This is a genomic window from Verticiella alkaliphila, assembly GCF_018904615.1.
GTDB classification, from domain to species: Bacteria; Pseudomonadota; Gammaproteobacteria; order Burkholderiales; family Burkholderiaceae_B; genus Verticiella; species Verticiella alkaliphila.
This window is the reverse complement of record NZ_JADCNH010000040.1, coordinates 1-19,380: the sequence shown is the minus strand read 5'-3', so window position 1 is coordinate 19,380 and position 19,380 is coordinate 1. Positions and strand designations below refer to the sequence as shown.

Here is a 19,380-nt window from a genome sequence, read left to right as displayed (position 1 = left end):
GAGGGGCGCCCCTGACGGAGGCGCCCGGGATTGCTTACAGGCGTTCGGTGTTGGGCAGGACTTCGCCGAAGGCGTAGTCGGCGGCGTTGCACACGCCGCCCACGTAGTGGTGACGATACGTCTCTGCGATGCCGAGTCGGGCGAGCAGCGTCGGATCCAGGGAGGTGATGTTGTCCAGCCCCGGGATGCCCATGCCGCCTTGTTCGTCGATCGCCATGATGTCGCGCATGCACATGCGGTTCGGCTCGACGCAGCGGTTCACGATCGCGTCGTACAGACCGGGCGTGACACTGGCGAAGTGACGGATCGGCTCGCGCGCGCTCGGCTGCTCCAGCTTCAGGTAGGCCTCGCGGGTGAGCTGGCCGTCCTGGCTGGTACGGGCCTGCTCGACCCAGCGGTCGAACTCACCCTCGGACACGCCACGGAAGCTGAAACGCATCCAGGAGAAGCCCTCGCCGCTGTAATTGCCGGAGAAGCCCTCGTAGACACCTTCCTTGTTGATCACGGCGTGCAGTGTGGTCTCCATGCCCGGCATGGCGTAGATCTGGCCGGCCAGCGCGGGGATGAAGAACGAGTTCATCACAGTGGACGCGGTGATCTTGAAGCGGATCGGGCGATCCACCGGCGCGGCGAGCTCATTGACCGTCGCAATGCCTTGTTCCGGGTAGAGGAACAGCCACTTCCAGTCGAGCGCCACTACCTCGACCACCAGCGGCTCGTGCTCGGCCGTGACGGCCTGGCCCGCGGTGATGCGGTCCAGCGGGCGGTACGGGTCGAGCTTGTGCGTGCTCACCCAGGTGAGTGCGCCCAGCGCGATGATGATGAAAAGCGGGCAGGCCCAGATGATCAGCTCGAGCAACGTCGAGTGATCCCATTCGGGATCGTAGTCCGCCTCCGTGTTCGAGGCGCGGTACTTCCACGCAAACACGGCGGTGAGCACCATCACGGGGATGATGATGAGGAGCATCAGGATGACCGACCAAATGATCAGGTTGCGCTGTTGCAGTGCGATATCGCCAGACGGCGACATCAACACGGCGTTACATCCTGAGAGCAGCAGGAGGGCGGGGGCGAGGACGAGTCCGCGAAGGAGCTTGGAGGAAGGCATGCCGGGAGTGGACGCAAGAACCGATGAAACGGAGCCAGAATCTACGCTGGACCGGCGCGCGCGGGAATTGGACATTTTGTCCTATGGCGGTCAAAGGCGTAGAGTGAGATGCTACGCCTCCGCGTAATCTCCCGCCATCCGAGTCCCCACGATGTCCCGTACGATTTCCGATAATTCCGCGCTTCACTCGCGCACCCTGGAGCGCGATGCTCGGGCCGTGACCGCCGATCACAGCAAGGTCGCGCCTGGCGAGATCGCCATTGGCGTGGTCATCGGCCGGGCGTCGGAGTATTTCGACTTCTTCGTCTTCGGCATCGCCTGCGTGCTGGTGTTCCCGGACGTGTTCTTCCCGTTCGAGAACCGCCTGGACGGCACGCTGTACGCGTTTGCCCTCTTCGCGCTCGCCTTCATCGCCCGTCCGTTCGGCACGGCGCTTTTCATGGCCATCCAGCGACGCTGGGGCCGGGGCACCAAGCTCACCGGCGCGCTCTTCCTGCTGGGCACGGCCACCGTCGGCATGGCCTTCCTGCCGAGCTACAGCTCCCTGGGTGCCGCCGCCATCTGGCTGCTGGCCTTCTTCCGCATCCTGCAGGGCATCGCCTTCGGCGGCTCCTGGGACGGCCTGCCCTCGCTGCTCGCCCTGAATGCCCCCGCGCACCGCCGTGGCTGGTACGCCATGCTGGGCCAGCTGGGTGCCCCGATTGGCTTCCTGGTCGCCAGCGCGCTCTTCCTCTATCTGTATGCAAGCCTCACCACCGAGGATTTCATCGCCTGGGGCTGGCGCTATCCGTTCTTCGTCGCTTTCGCCATCAACGTCGTGGCGCTCTTCGCCCGTCTGCGTCTCGTGATCACGCACGAGTACACGCGTCTGCTGGAAGAAGGTGAGCTCGAGCCGATTCCGGCCCACACCGTCTTCGCTACGCAGGGGTACAACCTCTTCCTCGGCGCCTTCGCCTCGCTCGCGAGCTATGCGCTCTTTCACCTGGTGACCGTGTTCCCGCTGTCGTGGATCTCGCTCACGGCCTCGCAGTCGGTCACGAGCGTGCTCACCATCCAGGTCATCGGCGCCTTCGTTGGCATCGCGGGCACCATCGCCTCGGGCCTGCTGGCCGACCGCATCGGCCGCCGCACCACCCTCGGGACGCTGGCCGGCGCCATCGGGGTCTTCGCCGTGGCTTCGCCCTTCCTGCTGGATGGCCCGAGCTGGGCGCAGAACGCCTTCATCCTGATCGGCTTCCTGCTGCTGGGTCTGTCCTACGGTCAGGCGGCCGGCCCGGTGTCGAGCAATTTCCAGCGGCGCTTTCGCTACACCGGCGCTGCCATGACGACCGACTTCGCTTGGCTGGTCGGCGCGGCCTTCGCCCCACTCGTCGCGCTGTATCTGTCGATCCACTTCGGCCTGGGCGCCGTGAGCGTCTACCTGCTCTCCGGCGTGGCGTGCACGCTCTTCGCCCTGAAGATCAACCGCACCCTGGGTGAGCGCGAGCGCCGCTGATCCCGGCCGCCCGTCGCCTCCCGCGCTTTGCAGAACGCCCCGGCTCGCTGGGGCGTTTTTCTTGCTGGGCATGATCGAGTCATTGCCTTCCCCGGGATCCACCGCCATGCGCATGCGCAAGAAATCCGATCTGCCGCAAAAGACCTGCGCGCACTGCGGCCTGCCCTTCACTTGGCGCAAGAAGTGGGAGAGGACTTGGGAAGACGTTCGGTATTGCTCTGAGCGCTGTCGCAGGGCTCCGCGGCGGGATGGCGCGGGCTAGGAAGCCTGGGCGTGCGGGGCGTCTTGCGACAGCGCCGAGGCGTCGTCGCCTGCGCAGGGCAGCGTGAAACTCACGCGCAAGCCGCCCAGAGGGCTGCTGTCGAAGTTCACGTCGCCCCCGTGACGCTCCACAATCTCGCGCACGGCGTAAAGACCAATCCCGCTGCCTGAGCCGTCGGTGTGGGCAGGCCGCTGAAAACGGCGGCCGAGGGCCGCCATATCCTGGACGGGCAGGCCGGGCCCGTCATCCTCGACGGTCACCGTGACGAGCTCGTCGTAGCGGCTCGCCCGCACGTAGACACGCGTGCCTGGCGGGGTGTGGTGCGCCGCGTTGTGCAGCAGGTTGGTGAGCAGGATCCGCAGCCAGAGGGCGTCGCCACGCACCACGCAGTGCGCGTCGAGCGTACAGCGGATGCGCGGTGCCCGCTCGAGATCCTCCATGCGACGCACCACCTCGGCCACCAGCGGCTCGAGATCCACGGCGCTCATGGTGAAGGACGTCTCCAGGCCATCGAAGGCATCGGCTGCCAGGCTCGTGTCGACCATTTCCTGCAGCTGGTTCACGGCGCGCCGGGCCCGTGCCTGGCGCGTCTCGTCGGTTGGCGAGCCCGTAGCGCCGACCGTGGCCGCCAGCACGCTGAGCGGCGTGCGAAAGTCGTGCGACATCATCCGGAAGACGTCCCGCTGACGCTGGTTGGCCTCGCGTTCGGCGACGAGGGCCTGTTCCGTGCGCAGGTGGGCCGCGCGCAATTCCGTCTCGGCCGATTGGCGCCGCCGCATTTCCCTGCGCAGCGCCGCCGTGCGTTCCTGCACCCGTTGCTCGAGCTGGAGTTCATTGTGACGCATGGACTCCAGCAGAGCCAGTTGTGCCACTTCGCGCTGACGGCCCAGGCTGCGCATGCGCTGCGCCATCACGATGCTCATCATCGCGAAGTGACCGAAGGCGCCGAGCACCATGCCGAGCGGCGTCCATGCCACCGGCGCGATCAGGCCGAGGTTCTGCAGCACGAAGGCGAGCAGCGTGACGTGCATCACCAGAAAGCCGAGCAGGAACGCCCGGCCGGCCGGCTCGCCGCGATGCCAGAGCATGGCACCCACCACGCACCCGAGCGCAGCCTGGACGATGTACAGGACCTGGGTGATCGGCGAGATGATCTGGAAGTGCCCTGTGATCGCGACGGGGATCATGCAGGCCGAGATGGCCCAGCAGCCCAATCGGTAACCGCGCGAGAGCCGAGGGTGGTGACGGTCCAGCCGGGCGATGCGCAGGAGCTCGGCATTCAATCCGATGGTGACGCAGGCACCAAAGCCCACGATCGGGTTGTAGAGCGGGGCGGGCAGCGGCCCGATGAGCCCCTGGGCGAGAGCGTTCACCAACGCACTGCCCATGACGTAGATGGCGTAGACCACGAATCCGGGGCTGCGTGCCTGGGCGCCCACCACCAGGAACAGCAGACCGAAGGCGAAGAAGACACCAAAGAGTGCGCCCTGGGCAAGATAGCGCAGGCGTGCCTGGCTGCCGAAGTCCACGGGCTCCCACAGATGGGCCGAGAAGGCACGCGTGGTGAGGGTGTCCATGCGGACATAGATCGGGCCCGGATCCTCGGTCAGATCCAGACGGAACGCGGGATACTGATACGGCATGGCATTGGCCGTGCGTTGCACCATGTTCCCAGCAGTCTCGTGCTGCACCGCGCCTTGCGGCCCGCGCACATACACGTCGAAGCGGTTGACGAACGGCGTGCGAAGCTCCAGCACGTACTCACCCGCTTCGGGCAGCGCCTGCGGCAGCGTGAGGCGCAGCCACAGCGGTGGCCCGAAACCCGGAGCGCGTTCCCGGGCAAAGGGCGCGAACTGCTCGTCGTAGGCGCCCTGCATCACGTCGGCGGGCGAAAGCGTCGCGAGTTCCGGGGGCAGGGCGTCGATGCGCAGCGTGAGGCCGTCCCCTCGGGCGGGCGCAATGAGGCAGGCGAGCAGCGCCAGGCACAACAACAGGGAGAGAGAAAGCCGGCGACAGATCACGGCACGCCATCAAAACGGGATACGCGGAAGACCGAATTTGGATAGAATTGGTGAGCCTTCGGCGATCCGGCTCTTGTATAAAGCACGGTGGTCCGGAATTATCCCCCACTTTTGGTCCCCGCTTTTCGTTCTCTCGGGTCTGTCTTGTTCTTCCCACAATCTTTCGACTCACCAGCCACGCCGTCACGGCGGGCATCCCTGCCCCTGGGAGGCGCTGCGTGAGCATTCTCGTCATCGACGATCACGAAGATTGGTGCGCGACGCTGGTCGAGCACATTGAATCCCTGCGCCTGGGCGAGCCCGTACGCAGCGCTGGCTCGCTGGCCGGCCTGGAGCACCTGCTCATCGACCTGGTGCCCAAGATCTTGATCCTGGACGCCGGGCTGCCGGATGGCGATGGCATGAGCTGGCTCGCGCGTCTGCGCGCGATGTACCCGCGCCTGGGCATCATCATGATGACGGCGCGGGTGCGCACGGCCGACAAGGTGTCCGGTCTGAAGATGGGGGCGGATTACTACCTCACCAAGCCGGTGAATTTCGCCGAGTTCGAGGCCACGCTCATCACGCTGTTGCGTCGCCTCGATTGCGAGGTCGAGCCCGCGCGCCACGAAGCGCTCCACGCCTGGCGGCTCGATGCGCCGCTGCGCATGCTCTTCCCCCCCGAGGCGCCTGGCATCAGCCTGAGCGAATCGGAGTGTGCCGTGGTGGCTGCGCTGGCGCACGCCGCGCCGTTGCCCGTGAGCCGTCAGCAGCTCATCCAGTCCCAAGGCGAGTCCCCGGATGCCTATGATCCGCACCGCCTGGATGTTCTCATGCACCGGCTGCGCCGCAAGATTTCCACCGGCTCGTCCGACGAGCTCATCAAGACGGTCTATGGCCAGGGATACGCGTGCACGGCACGCGTCGTCACGGCCGGCTGACCTGTCCATGACCGCGCCGCTGGCGCCATCCGGGCCAACGCGCCGCCAGTCAGAGGGTTGAGATCGTGCTTGAGGGAAGCTATCACGCGGGGCTGGTCCTGCTCTCGTTCGGCGTGGCCATGCTTGCCGCCTACACCGCGCTGGGGCTGGCCAACCGGATCACGGTCGGCGTGGATGGGCGCTGGTACTGGCTCGTGGGCAGCGGCGCCGCCATGGGCGTGGGTATCTGGGCCATGCATTTCCTGGGTATGCTGGCCTTTTCCCTGCCGATCCCGATGGGATATGACATCGGGCTTACCGCGTTCTCACTGGGTATTGCCGTCGCATGCTCCACGTTCGCGTTCTGGGTGGTCTGCCGACAGACGTTGCCCTGGGGGCGGCTGATGCTCTCGGCCCTCCTGATGGGGCTCGGCATCGCCAGCATGCATTACGTGGGCATGGCGGCGATGCGCATGTCGCCCGCGATCGAGTATGCGCCGGTGCCGTACGTCGGGTCCTACGTGATCGCCATCGTCGCGTCGGCCGTCGCCCTGTGGCTGCTGCATCGGCTGCGGCACGACCGGCCCTCCGAGCGGCTGTATCGTCTGGCCGCCGCCGCCGTGATGGGGCTGGCGGTCTGTGGCATGCACTATCTGGGCATGGCCGCTGCGCAGTTTCCGCTCGGCACCGTGTGCATGGCGAGCAATACCGGGCTGTCCTCGGGCTGGATGGCCACCTCCGTGACGATCGCCAGCCTGGGCGTGCTTGCCATTGCGTCCGTGGTGGCCGTGCTCGATGCGCGGCTGGAGTCGCGCACGTCGGCCCTTGCGACCTCGCTTGCCACCGCCAATCGCGAGCTCATCCAGCTCGCGTTGCACGACACGCTCACCAAGCTGCCGAACCGAATCCTCCTGGAGGAGCGGCTCTCGCAGGCGCTTGATGACGCGCGCGAGAAGCCGAACTGCTTTGCCGTCATCTTTCTGGATCTCGACGGCTTCAAGGCGGTCAACGATGCCTACGGGCATGAGGTCGGCGATGCCTTGCTGATCGAGATGGCCCGCCGGGCCCGTGCCACCTTGCGCGCCCGCGACAGCATCGCCCGCCTGGGCGGCGATGAGTTCGTCGCGCTCGTGCAACTGAGCCATCCTGCCGAGGCGGCCGAAGTGGCGCAGCGCCTGATCGACACCTTGTCCCGGCCCGCGGACGTGCAGGGACACTACCTGGTCGTGACCGCCAGCGCCGGCATCGCCGTGCATCCGTCGGACGGCACGGATGCACGCACTCTCCTGAAGAACGCCGACGCGGCGATGTACCACGCCAAGCGGATTGGCCGGCCCGGGTTCAGCTTCTTCGAGCCGTCCATGAATGCGGGCGCGCAGGAAACGCTGCAACTGATCCAGGATCTGCGCCAGGCGCGCGAACGCGGCGAACTGGAGCTCTACTACCAACCCAAGTTCGTCGCGCCCAACGGGCCCGTGACAGGTGCCGAGGCATTGCTGCGCTGGCGGCATCCGGTACGCGGGCTCATTGCCCCCGCCGTGTTCATTCCCTTGGCCGAGCGCACGGGGCAGATCGTGCCCATCGGCGAATGGGTGATCGACGAAGCCTGCCGCCAGCTTCGCGTCTGGCGCGACGCCGGCCGGCGCAGTTGGCGCATCGCGGTGAATCTGTCGGCGATGCAGTTCTCCCACGTCGGGCTCGTGGATTCCGTGCGTGAGGCGCTCGAGCGGCAGGGGTTGCCTGGCGAGGCGTTGATCCTGGAAGTGACCGAATCCACGGCCATGCGCGACGTCCAGGCGAGTCTGGAAGTGCTGCAGCGCCTGGTGGCTCTGGGCGTGGCGATCTCCATCGACGACTTCGGCACCGGGTATTCGAGCCTCCTGTATCTGAAGCGGCTACCGGCGACGGAGCTCAAGATCGATCGCGGCTTCGTGCAGCAACTGGATAACGATTCCGAGGACGCCGCGATCGTGTCGGCCATCATTGCCCTGGGGCAGCGGCTGAATCTGAAAGTCGTGGCAGAAGGGGTGGAAACGCGCGAGCAGCAGGCCTTTCTCACCGATCTCGGCTGCGATGCCCTGCAAGGCTTCCTGCTGGGCGAGCCGATGCCGGTGGCAGACTTCGACGAAGCCCATCTCGTCGACACGCCTGCGGCGCCGCCGCCGCCGGTTTCGGCACCGCCACTGCCTCCCGCCATGCCGATGATGCCGGCCTGATGACAGCGTGGCGGTGCCGGGCGGCAGGTCAGCCCGGCGTGCTGTGTTCGGCGTCGAGGGCTTCGAGTTCGCCCTGCAGGCCGAGCCAGTCTTCCTCGATGGTCTCGAGTTGCTTGGTGAGTTCGCCGTGTTCGGCGAGCACGCGGATGCGCTCGTCGCGCCGGGCGTCCTCGTAGAGGCCGGCGTCGGCGATCATGGCGTCCAGTGCTGCCTTGCGGGCGGACACGCGCTCCATGTCGGCCTCGGCGCGTTTCAGCTTCTGCTCGATGGGCTTGCGCAGCGTGGACAGTCGCTGGCGTGCCTCTGCCTGCTGGCGGCGCAGCGCGCGGCGATCGGGTTCGGCAGGCGCATCACTTTCGGTGGCCGTGCCGCTGTTCGCGCCCTGGGCGCCGGCTCGGGCGCGCGAGGCGAGCCACTCGCGGTAGTCCTCGAGATCGCCCTCGAAGCGTGCCACGCCGCCGTCGGCCACGATCCAGAATTCATCGACGGTGGTGCGCAGCAGGTGACGATCGTGCGAGACCAGCAGCATGCTGCCCTCGAAGGCGGCCAGCGCTTCGGTGAGGGCTTCGCGCGTGTCCACGTCCAGGTGGTTGCTGGGCTCGTCCAGCAGCAGCAGATTGGGCTTTTGCCAGACGATCAGCGCCAGCGCGAGCCGGGCCTTTTCGCCGCCGGACATCGGCTCGACGGGCGACATCGCGGCGTCGCCGATGATGCCGAAGCCGCCCAGGTAGTTGCGCAATTCCTGCTCGCGCGTGTCCGGCGCCAGTCGGGCCAGGTGCAGGATCGGGCTGGCAGACAAGTCCAGCATGTCGAGCTGGTGCTGGGCGAAGTAACCCACCTGCAGCCCGCGCGAGGCGTTGAGCTCGCCGCCCAGCGCATTCAATTCGCCGGCCAGCGTCTTGACCAGCGTGCTCTTGCCGGCGCCGTTGGCGCCCAGGATGCCGACGCGGCTGCCCGATCGCACCATGAGTTCCACGTTGCGCAGGATCGGCGAGGCCGCATCGTAGCCGGCCGAGACACCCCGCATCGTAAGCAGGGGATCCGGCGTGTGCGTGGGCGAGGGAATGCGGATGTCGATGCCGGATTCGTAGCGCAACGGCGCGAGCTGCTCCATCCGGGCCAGGGCCTTGACCCGGCTCTGTGCCTGCTTGGCCTTGGTGGCCTGGGCCTTGAAGCGGTCGATGAAGCTCTGCAGATGCGCGGCCTGCTTGGCCTGGCGCTCGATCGCGATCTGCGTCTGGCGGATTCGCTCGGCCCGCTGGACCAGAAAATCCTGGTAGCCGCCCTTGTAGCGCACGAGCTTGGCATGATCGAAGTGCAGGATGGTGCGCGCCACCGCGTCCAGGAATTCGGTGTCGTGCGAGATCAGGATGACGGTGCCCGGATACGCGGCGAGCCAGCGTTCCAGCCACAGCATGGCGTCCAGATCCAGGTGGTTCGTTGGCTCATCGAGCAGCAACAGGTCCGATGGGGCCATCAGGGCGCGCGCCAGGTTCAGGCGCATGCGCCAGCCGCCGGAGAACTGGCCGACCGGCAGCATCCATTCGCGCGGCGCGAAGCCCAGGCCGGCCAGCAACTGCTCGGCGCGCGACTGCGCGCTCCAGGCGCCGGCATCGGCTAGCGCCGTCTCCAGCTCGGCCAGGCGGTGGCCGTGAGCCTCGGCATCGTCAGCCGAGGCATCGAGCGCCGCACGTTCGGCCTGCAATGCCCGTAGCGTCGTATCGCCGTCGATGACGAACTCGCGTGCGGGGCGGGCCGTGCCGGCCACTTCCTGCGCGATGGCGGCCACGCGCCAGCTCGCCGGGATGTCCAGCGAGCCGCTGTCAGCGTCCAGCTTACCGGTGAGCAGCGCGAACAAGGTCGTCTTGCCTGCGCCGTTCTTGCCGACGATACCGACGCGCTCGCCCGGATGGACGACGAACTCGGTGTGATCGAGCAGCACCTTGGTGCCGCGGCGCAGGGTCAGGTCAGAAGCACGGATCAAGGCTGGTCTTGGACGAAGTCGTCGAGTTGTTCGCGGGTGAGGAGGAGGATCTGGTCCGGCGCCGTGGAGGTGGCGAGCCAGACCGGCTCCAGCGAGGGGAAGGCCGCTTCGAAGTAGGGCCGCTCGTGACCGATCTCGAGCACCAGATGGCCGCCCGGCACCAGGAACCGGGGCGCATCGCGCAGGATGCGGCGCACCAGGTCCATGCCGTCGGCGCCGCCCGCGAGCGCGAGGCCCGGCTCGTGCCGGTACTCCGGCGGCAGCGCCGACATCGAGGCCGCATTCACATAGGGCGGATTGCAGATGATGAGGTCCATCTGCATCTCGGGCAGATCATCGAAGAGATTGCTGCGATGCAGGGTGAGCCGGCCTTCCATGCCGTAGGTGGCGACGTTGCGGCGGGCCACGGCCAGGGCCGCATCGGAGATGTCCACGGCTTCCACCGTGGCGTACTCGAAGGCCTGCGAGGCGAGGATGGCGAGGCAACCCGAGCCCGTGCACATGTCCATCACCGAGCGCACTTCGTTCGAATCGGGCACCCAGGGTGCCAGCGCGTCGTCCAACAGCTCGGCGATGGGCGAGCGCGGCACCAGGACGTTGTGATCGATCTCGAAGCGGCGCCCGCGCAGCCAGGCTTCGCCCGTCAGGTAAGGTGCGGGCAGCCGTTCCGTGACCCGGCGTTCGATGATCTCGCGCACGGCGGCGCGCTCGCTGTCGAGCAGGCGCGCGTCGAGGAAGGGTTCGAGCAGGTCCGGCGGCAGGTGCAGCGTGCGCAGCAGCAGGTAGGCCGCCTCGTCGTAGGCATTGTCGCTGCCGTGGCCAAAGACCAGCCCCGCGCGCGAGAAGCGCGAGACGGCGTAGCGCAGCCAGTCGCGCACCGTGTGCAGGTTGGTGTAGCGCTGCAGGGCAGTGTTCATGGCGAGGGCGAGGCGAGAAGGGTTTCCAGCGTGCGGCGGTACACGTTCTGGAGTGGCACCAGGGTGTCGACGCTGATGTTCTCGTCGATCTGGTGGATGGTGGCGTTGATGGGGCCGAACTCCACCACTTCGCGGCTGATGCTCGCGATGAAGCGTCCATCGGAGGTGCCGCCGGTGGTGGAGAGCTCGGCCTTCACGCCGAGTTCGGCATCGATGGCCTGGACCAGGGCGTCGCTCAACTGCCCCTTGGGCGTGAGGAAGGGCTGGCCGCTCAGGTTCCACGCGATGTCGTACTCCAGGCCGTGGGCGTCGAGCACGCGGGTCACCGCGGCTTTGAGGCTGTCCGGCGTGCTCTCGGTGGAGAAGCGGAAGTTGAAGTCGATCTCGGCTGTGCCGGGGACGACGTTGGTCGCGCCCGTGCCGGCGTGGAAGTTCGAGATCTGGAAGGTGGTGGGCGGGAAGTAGGCGTTGCCTTCGTCCCAGCGCGTGCCGCGAGCTCGGCGATGGCCGGTGCGCATTGGTGCACCGGGTTGCGCGCCAGATGCGGGTAGGCGACGTGGCCCTGGATGCCGCGCACGGTGAGCTTGCCCGAGAGCGAGCCGCGACGGCCGTTCTTCAAGGTGTCGCCCAGCGTGTTCACCGACGTGGGCTCGCCCACGATGCAGTAATCCAGGCGCTCGCCGCGATCGGCCAGCGCCTGCACGACCTTGACGGTACCGTCGGTGGCCGGGCCTTCCTCATCCGAGGTGATGAGCAGCGCGATGGAACCCGCGTGATCCGGATGCGCCGCGACGAAGGCTTCGGCCGCGGTCACGAAGGCCGCGATGGAGCTTTTCATGTCCGCCGCGCCCCGCCCGTACAGGCGGCCGTCCTCGATCGTGGGCGTGAACGGCGGGTGCCGCCAGCGCTCGAGAGGGCCGGTAGGCACGACGTCGGTGTGGCCGGCGAAGGCCAGCACGGGGGCGGTCGTACCGCGGCGCGCCCAGAGGTTGGTCACGCCACCCGAGGCGATCGTCTCGCAGGTGAAGCCGATGGCCTGGAGCCGCTCGATGAGCAGCGCCTGGCAACCGGCGTCGTCCGGCGTCACGGAAGGGCGGGCGATGAGCGCCCGCACCAGGGAGAGCACGTCGGCCATGGATTTACGCGCGCAGCAGGTCGTTGATGCTGGTCTTGGCGCGCGTCTGCGCGTCCACGCGCTTGACGATCACGGCGCACGCGAGGCTGTGGCTGCCGTCGGCCGCGGGCAGGCTGCCGGGGACGACGACCGAGCCGGAGGGCACGCGGCCATAGGTGACTTCGCCCGTGGCGCGGTCATAGATCTTGGTGCTCTGGCTGAGGAACACGCCCATGGCCAGCACCGAGTCGCGCTCGACGATCACGCCTTCGACGACTTCCGAGCGGGCGCCGATGAAGCAGTTGTCCTCGATGATCGTGGGGTTGGCCTGCAGGGGTTCCAGCACGCCGCCGATCCCCACGCCACCCGACAGGTGGACGTTCTTGCCGATCTGGGCGCAGGAGCCGACGGTGGCCCAGGTGTCGACCATCGTGCCTTCATCCACGTAGGCGCCGATGTTCACGTAGGAGGGCATCAGCACCACGTTCTTGCCGATGAACGAGCCACGGCGCGCCACGGCGCCCGGCACCACGCGGTAGCCGCCGGCACGGAAGGCCGCGTCGTCGAAGCCGTCGAACTTGCCCGGCACCTTGTCGAAGAACTGCAGCGGGGCCTGGCCCATCGGCGTGTTGTCGTTCAGGCGGAACGACAACAGCACGGCCTTCTTCACCCATTGGTGCACGACCCAGTCGGCGCCCGTCTTCTCGGCCACGCGCAGCGTGCCGGCGTCCAGCGCGGCGAGCACGTGCTCGACGGCGTCGCGCACGGGTGCAGGGGCCGCGGCGGGCGACAGGCTCGCGCGGTCTTCCCAGGCTTGCTCAATGGTGTTCTGAAGGTCTTGGCTCATGGATCTTCCGTGGTGAGGGGGAGGCGGGCGACGGCTGCCAGGCGAGGGCAGCCGGCCAAAGGCCGCCTGGCGCGCCCCGGATCGGGCGCCGTCGCGCCGCGGTGCGGCGCTGCCAGGCAGAAATTTCTCAGGGCGTGATTGTAGCGCCGTGGCGGCCAGGCTCGCGCGCGAGCGCGCGTGCCGGCACGGCAAAGGGCGGGCAGGGCGCCCGCATGCTGCCTGCGTGACGGCGGGCGCGGCCGCCGTCACGCCATCCGCGAGCGCTAGGCGGCTTCGGCCGGCAGGAAGCGATCGTGGTACTCGGTACTGCCGGTGATGCCGATGATCACGTCGTTGGCACTGTGGTGAGGCCAGCGGCTACGAGTTTTTGACGTATCTATGCATCAAAAACTTTCGTCGGATGACAGGAGAAAACCAATGCGCGTCACGCAACTCTCACAGATCGATCACAAGAGTTTCAGACTACGTCGTTAATATTCCAGAAAAAATGTCGACGTGTTTCCGGCGTGTTGCATGAGTTTGCCGAATGGCAGCAGTCATGTACGCAGGAAATTCATGCGGTTTCGCGAAGGCTGGAACGTGCCCGGCGTTGGTGCGAGACGCAAAATCACCGGTCCGCTGTTACGTCGGAAACCGTGTGATTCATCCGGGTACAAAGAGGGAGGCTCGCCGATCGATGCTGGCGAGGCAGCCAAGCCGCGTCGATGACGCGGCTTGGTGAACGGCGAGGGGGGTCAGCGCAGCGTGCGAGCGTACGCTGCGATGCGTTGCGCGCCTTCCACGCACGCATCCAGAGGCGCCACCAGGGCGATCCGGATGCGGCCGGCGCCGGGGTTGGTGCCGTGCGCTTCGCGTGCCAGATAGCTGCCAGGCAGAACGGCTACGTTCTGCTGTTCGAACACGCCTCGGGCGAACACGGTATCGCTGCCCGGTGTGCGCGCCCAGAGGTAGAAAGAGGCGTCGGGCCGGGCAACGTCGAGCACGTCCTGCAGGATGGGCAGCACGGCATCGAACTTGGCGCGATACTGGCGCCGGTTCTCGATCACGTGTGCTTCGTCGTTCCATGCGGCAAGGCTCGCGGCGGCGACTGTCTCGCTCATGGCGCTGCCATGATAGGTGCGATAGAGGAGGAATCGCGCGATCAGGGCGGCATCGCCCGCCACGAAGCCGGAGCGCAGGCCAGGCACGTTGGAGCGCTTGGACAGGCTCGAGAAAACGATGAGATTGCGGTAATCCGTGAGACCCACGGCTTGCGCCGCCTGCATCGCACCCAACGGGGGCTCGGCCTCGTCGAGATAGATCTCCGAATAGCATTCGTCCGCGGCGATCACGAAACCATGCTCCTGCGACAGCGCGAAGAGCGTGCGCCACGCGTCCAGGTCCATCACGTTGCCCGCCGGGTTGCCCGGGGAGCATACGTACACGAGCGCGGTGCGCCGCCAGGTCTCGGCCGGCACGGAGGACCAGTCGCTACCGAAGTTGCGCGCCGGATCCGCATTCACGAACGCCGGGGTGGCCCCGGCGAGCAGGGCGGCGCCTTCATAGATCTGATAGAAGGGGTTCGGGCACAACACGATCGAATCCGAGCTCGGATCGATCACCGTCTGGGCCAGGGCGAAAAGCGCTTCGCGCGAGCCCAGCACCGGCAGCACCTGCGTGTCTGCGTCGGGGGGGGCGATACCGTACCGACGTGCGATCCAGGCCGCAATGGCCTGTCGCAGCGCTGGGCTGCCCTTGGTTGCCGGGTAAGCGGACAGGCCCTTCAGACTGGCGCGCAGGGCGTCCTCGATGAAGGCAGGCGTCGGGTGCTTGGGCTCGCCGATCGACAGACTGACAGGGGCCAGGCCCGCGGGTGGCACCGCGCCCGCCATCAGCGCGCGCAGCTTCTCGAAGGGGTAGGGATGCAGAGCATCGAGGCGTGGATTCATGGTGCGCACGATTGTAGCGTCATGCCCCCGTCGTTGGCGCACCCGGCTGCGCCTGCCTGGGCTACAATCTCGGGTTGCCCCGCCCTGCGGTGGCATGCGAGGGTGGCGAAATTGGTAGACGCACCAGGTTTAGGTCCTGACGCCGTAACAGGTGTAGGGGTTCGAGTCCCCTCCCTCGCACCATTGATTTCGTGGTGAAAGTTCGATTTTTCCGTTGTATTTCAGTAGTTTAGGAGATTTGTCGAGCTAGGGCCGTCTTCCTCAAAGTTCATCCTAGTTCACCCAATTTCAGCCTGTTTCCCAAGGTCAGTTTGGGAAGAGTTTGGGGCGTTACGCTTATGACGCTTTGAAACGGGGCGGCTACAGGTCGGTAAGCGAGGCTAAAATTCTGGCCCTGTTTGACGACAGGCATGACCGATAGTTCATGTCTCGTTAGGTCCGGTCCTCGCTACTAGCGTAGGTGCCTTTGCTCGCACCACTAGAATTGCTGTGTTCTCAATACAAAAACTTCAACATTTGAGTCATCAGGCACCTACCCCACATAGAGGGTAACTACACGTCCTTTTTCAGGGTTTAGATAGGGTCGAAATTCAGGTCATCTTGCGCCTCAGGTGTCGCAACCGTCCTTAAGAAGCAGTATTCTTTCGCCTCAATTTGACAAGGTGAAATAGGATGGCGCTGATCGAGTGCTGGGAGTGCAGGAAGTCCATTAGTGACGCTGCATTGACATGTCCGCACTGTGGGGCCCCTGCACGCAACAAGAGACCTGTGCTGGCTCAACAGCCTCAGCGAAAGAAGAAGAAATCGGGTTGCCTGCCAGTAATCGTAGTGACAGTCATTGTGGCTTTCTTGATTATTGCCTTGGGTAAAGCGATTGAAGCTAATAAACGAGACATTCCCGCTGCCCCAGCACGCTCCACACCTTCAAGCGCCACAATAGTGTCGTCCCCGCCTCTGTCTGATGCCATGCAAATTGAAGTGTGCAAGGCTACCGTCGCAGTGGCCTTTAGCGTCCCTATTGCCACCATTTCCGGCTCGAAATCAGGTCGGTTTCCAGAAGTCCGGTACACCCGTAAGGATGGCAAACGCTGGGACTACTCATGCAAGATAGACTCGTCTGCAAAGAAGTCAGTTTGGCGCGGCCAAGATGGTGCAGAATGGGGACGATGGCGTGAAGGTGAGTATGACTCGCCTGTGTTCTATGACATCAAGGCGGGACGCATTCATGTGCGTGAAGTCCACTCAGACTCGACTGCGACTGAGGACTCCTATTTACTACCTGCGAGCGCTTCGTAGCGGGATTGAGACAGCGAGCAGGATACACACTCAAGCGATCTAGCCGGATATAGGTAGGCTTAGCAAAAGATAAAAAACTTTAATGCCACAGATCTTTTGCTAAGCCAAAAAGTTCATCGCCGAAAGCTCTTATGTCGAAGACATTATCCGCCGATGAACTGGTGGATGTTGCGTTCAACTGAGCCGGTGGAAGTGCATTTCAGTTCAACGAGCACCTGCCTGGCGTCCCAAGAGTCGCGGCCTTGAAACTCACCGAAGCCCGCGAAATTTACCGTTACTCTGGTGGCTGTGTCGCTCACCGGACGAAGGGTCAGGTTGAGTGTCGCGGCTCGATTGACTGTTCCTGTGCTAATAGTTCCCGACTCCTTGATCGAACCGCAGTCGAGCACGTCACCAGAAACCAAGATTGGCTCTTCAGCGGTAATCAATCCGGAGTCCTTTGCAAGCTTATTGATTGGAATGGACTTAGATGCGAACCAGTCAACTGCTCTGTTCCAAGCATCGTCATATCCCACCTGGTGGACGACGGCCTTTTCAATAGGACGGGCCTCCGGAGGCGCAACGCTCACGTTCGCACATCCGGTCACCAATGCCGACATGGCTAAGGCAGGCAACCCAAAGAACTTGGTATTCATATCCATCTCCGCAAAGCAAAAAAAGGGTATGGTACCAAAATATCACATAAGCTCATGTTTCAAGCATGCGACAAACGGCCTTGTTATTTCATAGGTGACTTGCCTTGCGAAAATCTCAGATTCTCCAAAACCGCCCCGTGGCTTAGTTGATGTTCGCGCGTGAGCGTTTGGTGGTGATGGGTACTTAAGGTCTTAATGTAAAGTAGATTCTTAGGACTCGCAGATAAATCGATAGTAAAAATTCTCATCACCGGGGCTAGAGGTAATGTATGTTCGCCTATTCTCCGTAACCACGATGGCTCCTAAAGACTCAGAGTCAGCATCTACTATAACTGCGATCTTTGGGGATACCACAACCAATTCAGAGTTATCTTTTTCGAGTCCTTTCCTTATCTCTTCGAGTGCCTTAGGTCTGTGTCTCAGCGGTATTTGAATAGAATCGGATGGGTAATACTTCATAGCTTGACTTGCCAAGGACACGAAAGTAGACGGACGGAATTCTTGAATTTCTTCTTGGCCTCGCGTTTTTTCAACTCCGGGGTCCAGCTCGCTACCGAGATTTCCTAAATTGTCTCGAAGTTCATCCAGATTTTCGGGCCCTTCCCAATCTTCCTTTCGCTTTCTTTGTTCTTCGCAATAAGCAGAAAATCTCTTTGATCGCCGTTGGAGCGCTAGTTTTCGCTCATAACGCTCGTTGAGTTCGGACCAAATTCGACATCCTTTTTCTTTCTCGTCGTCGGTGAGTGCTTTGGGAAAGTCGATGTAAAAATAAGGAAGCTGTGGAAACCTTATTAAAACAAGAAAATGCTCGCCGCAATTTGTTCTTGTGAATACGCTACCTGGATACTTTTTTGCATACATTGAGGCTTCGGAAAAATCGGAGGCGAAAACTGTAGAGCCGTCTTCTATCCGTGCAGGGTCACACTCCTGATCGTTTAGCCTATTGATTCGGTCGATGATGCTGTCAACGTCGGCACCAGGTCCAAATGTTCTTTCGAAGTCGCTCAAGGTTTCCAGTTTCCATTGTCAGGTATTGTGATGACTCGGACTTTTATGCACCGAATAGCAGCACAAAGCTCTATCTAGTTGTCGCAGCGATGCCGCCTTGGTGATCAATGTAGAGACGAACAGTTTCGGAGAATTCCACCTTCCTGAGCATATTATCAATATTTATCTTATCAAGATTAATGGCTTTTCGACTTTCCCCTGATGTGTAGCTATCTCCATTGACTACTAGCCACCACACATCGTCGGTAATCGTATCTACGATAACGATGCCGTACACACTACTGCAGTTGTGCGCCATGCAGCCATAGAAGGATAGATATCGGTAATCTATGAGCTTTGCTGGGGTATTCACGGCTAATCCCTTGCGCATAGCAATGAATTGCTCGGAACCTACCAGCTCGAACAAAGGTTGGCGAACAACTTTGTGTTCGAAGTAGTCATATAGATACGCACCCAATAGCGGTTCATAGAGCGGCTTCATCTCATCTAGAACGAAGCCCTTGCCAGAGATAAAGCGCAGCTCTCCCTTCACATCGCTACCGTATTCATCAACGCCTACAGCAACGTTCTTGACCACAGCATTTTGGAACTGGCCCTGGTTCAAAATAACATCAATTTCGAAATCAGCGTCGGCAATTTCATAGACCTCCACGAATTTCTCTTTAGGAATTACCATATAGGTTGGAGTGGCTACACAAGCACTGCCACTGCACGACTCTGAAATTATCGCTACTGCCGCGTTAGCCTGATTTGGGAAAGCTGCGTCAATGCTAAGCACGTCATTATCCAGCAGGACTTTGCGGTCCTTTGCGTTCTTGCCCACAACAATCTTGCTACCGTAAATCGAGCCATCAGTGCCTGGTGTCTTCACTAAGTGAAGGCCATTTGTGAGCTTGATGGATTCAATATCATGATCTCTGCTGGCGCTGGACCAAGTGTGCGAACTGGCCCACGAGGGTAGGGAATAGCTAACCATCAGGATTGCTATAACTATATTCGCTAGCTTGCAAATTGAGTTGACATTCGGCATTTTTGTTTTCCGGTAGCTCAGGTTTTTGTTACTTCAAGGCTCTCAAGAAGTTTTGTATCCGAATAGGCTCTATGGCCAGGATTTGGCTGCCTCGCGTGCCTATTGCCTTGAATCGAAGGCCTACTTCAGCATGGCTCTCGATATATGTTAAGGGGGCGCGTATGGCAAGCTTTTCTTCATATCTGCAAGCAGTCACCAAGCAATTGGAAGCATCGAATGTTTGGTCCAAGTCAATAAAGCTTAGCTCTTTTCCGTCTGAGTCATAAATCGAATGGATTTGAGGCCAAGAATTAGGCTTCGATATGTATACATAAATGAAAACTGTGAGCCGACCTTTGTCCGTTCTTACGGCTCTAAGATTTGCAACGGCATTATCGAACAAGAAATCTTCTTGTATCGTAGTTAGCTTACGAAACTCATCGTATTCAATGTTTATTCGGGGGAGGAGAGCCGACGTTTTCTTGCCGGAGTCTTCGTGCGTAGCACTGCTAGACGCTTGAGCGTCTTTTGACAGCGGCTTGGAGATGGGGACGGATCTTGGAGGGTAATGCCCCCATTTTTACTGGGTCGCAGAAGTAGAAACTGATGCGGCCATGGCCAGCCGCTGCTTTGGTGTGAAC

General features: G+C 62.8%; 13 protein-coding genes, 1 tRNA gene and 1 pseudogene. 5 read left to right on the top strand and 10 right to left on the bottom strand.

The genetic code is table 11. The features are described 5' to 3' along the window. Nucleotides 1–34: 34 nt before the first annotated feature. Nucleotides 35–1,108 (bottom strand): ubiquinol oxidase subunit II, encoded by a 1,074-nt coding sequence (gene cyoA / locus IMZ29_RS18745; RefSeq protein ID WP_216186932.1) that lies wholly within the window; start codon nucleotides 1,106–1,108, stop codon nucleotides 35–37. A 151-nt stretch (nucleotides 1,109–1,259) separates the two neighbouring features. Between cyoA and IMZ29_RS18740 the strand changes: the two genes are divergently transcribed. Then, entirely contained in the window at nucleotides 1,260–2,603 is a 1,344-nt protein-coding gene (locus tag IMZ29_RS18740) for an MFS transporter (protein ID WP_216186930.1), read from the top strand. A gap of 70 nt (nucleotides 2,604–2,673) precedes the next feature. Further along, nucleotides 2,674–2,865 (top strand): DUF2256 domain-containing protein, encoded by a 192-nt coding sequence (locus IMZ29_RS18735; protein ID WP_371820356.1) that lies wholly within the window; start codon nucleotides 2,674–2,676, stop codon nucleotides 2,863–2,865. Here the strand turns inward: IMZ29_RS18735 and IMZ29_RS18730 are convergent. After that, entirely contained in the window at nucleotides 2,862–4,886 is a 2,025-nt protein-coding gene (locus IMZ29_RS18730) for a sensor histidine kinase (protein WP_216186928.1), read from the bottom strand. The two genes, IMZ29_RS18735 and IMZ29_RS18730, sit on opposite strands and share 4 nt — an antisense overlap. Before the next feature lie 218 nt (nucleotides 4,887–5,104). Here IMZ29_RS18730 and IMZ29_RS18725 point away from each other — a divergent pair, with 218 nt between their 5' ends. Next, complete coding sequence (locus IMZ29_RS18725) at nucleotides 5,105–5,806, top strand: response regulator transcription factor (RefSeq protein WP_216186926.1); 702 nt, start codon at nucleotides 5,105–5,107, stop codon at nucleotides 5,804–5,806. Nucleotides 5,807–5,871: 65 nt separating this feature from the next. Continuing rightward, entirely contained in the window at nucleotides 5,872–8,001 is a 2,130-nt protein-coding gene (locus IMZ29_RS18720) for a putative bifunctional diguanylate cyclase/phosphodiesterase (protein ID WP_216186924.1), read from the top strand. Nucleotides 8,002–8,029: 28 nt separating this feature from the next. On the opposite strand, the gene IMZ29_RS18715 is transcribed toward IMZ29_RS18720, so the two are convergent. From IMZ29_RS18715 to dapC, 5 genes and pseudogenes are all read right to left on the bottom strand, one after another. After that, nucleotides 8,030–9,985, bottom strand: a complete 1,956-nt coding sequence (locus IMZ29_RS18715; protein ID WP_216186922.1) for an ABC-F family ATP-binding cassette domain-containing protein — start codon at nucleotides 9,983–9,985, stop codon at nucleotides 8,030–8,032. Continuing rightward, nucleotides 9,982–10,902: a 50S ribosomal protein L3 N(5)-glutamine methyltransferase gene (prmB, locus tag IMZ29_RS18710; protein WP_216186920.1), complete on the bottom strand. Its 921-nt coding sequence runs from the start codon at nucleotides 10,900–10,902 to the stop codon at nucleotides 9,982–9,984. Before prmB ends, IMZ29_RS18715 begins: the two co-directional genes overlap by 4 nt. Next, nucleotides 10,899–12,037, bottom strand: a pseudogene (gene dapE / locus IMZ29_RS18705) (succinyl-diaminopimelate desuccinylase). The gene prmB and the pseudogene dapE overlap by 4 nt, the downstream one beginning before the upstream one ends. A 4-nt stretch (nucleotides 12,038–12,041) precedes the next feature. Further along, complete coding sequence (dapD, locus tag IMZ29_RS18700) at nucleotides 12,042–12,863, bottom strand: 2,3,4,5-tetrahydropyridine-2,6-dicarboxylate N-succinyltransferase (protein WP_216186918.1); 822 nt, start codon at nucleotides 12,861–12,863, stop codon at nucleotides 12,042–12,044. Nucleotides 12,864–13,597: 734 nt separating this feature from the next. After that, nucleotides 13,598–14,791, bottom strand: a complete 1,194-nt coding sequence (gene dapC, locus IMZ29_RS18695; protein ID WP_216186916.1) for a succinyldiaminopimelate transaminase — start codon at nucleotides 14,789–14,791, stop codon at nucleotides 13,598–13,600. Between the two features lie 96 nt (nucleotides 14,792–14,887). Between dapC and IMZ29_RS18690 the strand changes: the two genes are divergently transcribed. Continuing rightward, a tRNA-Leu gene (locus IMZ29_RS18690) sits at nucleotides 14,888–14,974 on the top strand. A gap of 1,256 nt (nucleotides 14,975–16,230) precedes the next feature. Here the strand turns inward: IMZ29_RS18690 and IMZ29_RS18685 are convergent. The 3 genes from IMZ29_RS18685 to IMZ29_RS18675 form a co-directional block, all read right to left on the bottom strand. Continuing rightward, entirely contained in the window at nucleotides 16,231–16,722 is a 492-nt protein-coding gene (locus tag IMZ29_RS18685) for a hypothetical protein (RefSeq protein WP_216186914.1), read from the bottom strand. A gap of 210 nt (nucleotides 16,723–16,932) precedes the next feature. Beyond that, entirely contained in the window at nucleotides 16,933–17,730 is a 798-nt protein-coding gene (locus IMZ29_RS18680; protein WP_216186912.1) for a hypothetical protein, read from the bottom strand. Nucleotides 17,731–17,800: 70 nt separating this feature from the next. Continuing rightward, entirely contained in the window at nucleotides 17,801–18,706 is a 906-nt protein-coding gene (locus IMZ29_RS18675; protein ID WP_216186910.1) for an Ivy family c-type lysozyme inhibitor, read from the bottom strand. Nucleotides 18,707–19,380 lie beyond the last annotated feature (674 nt).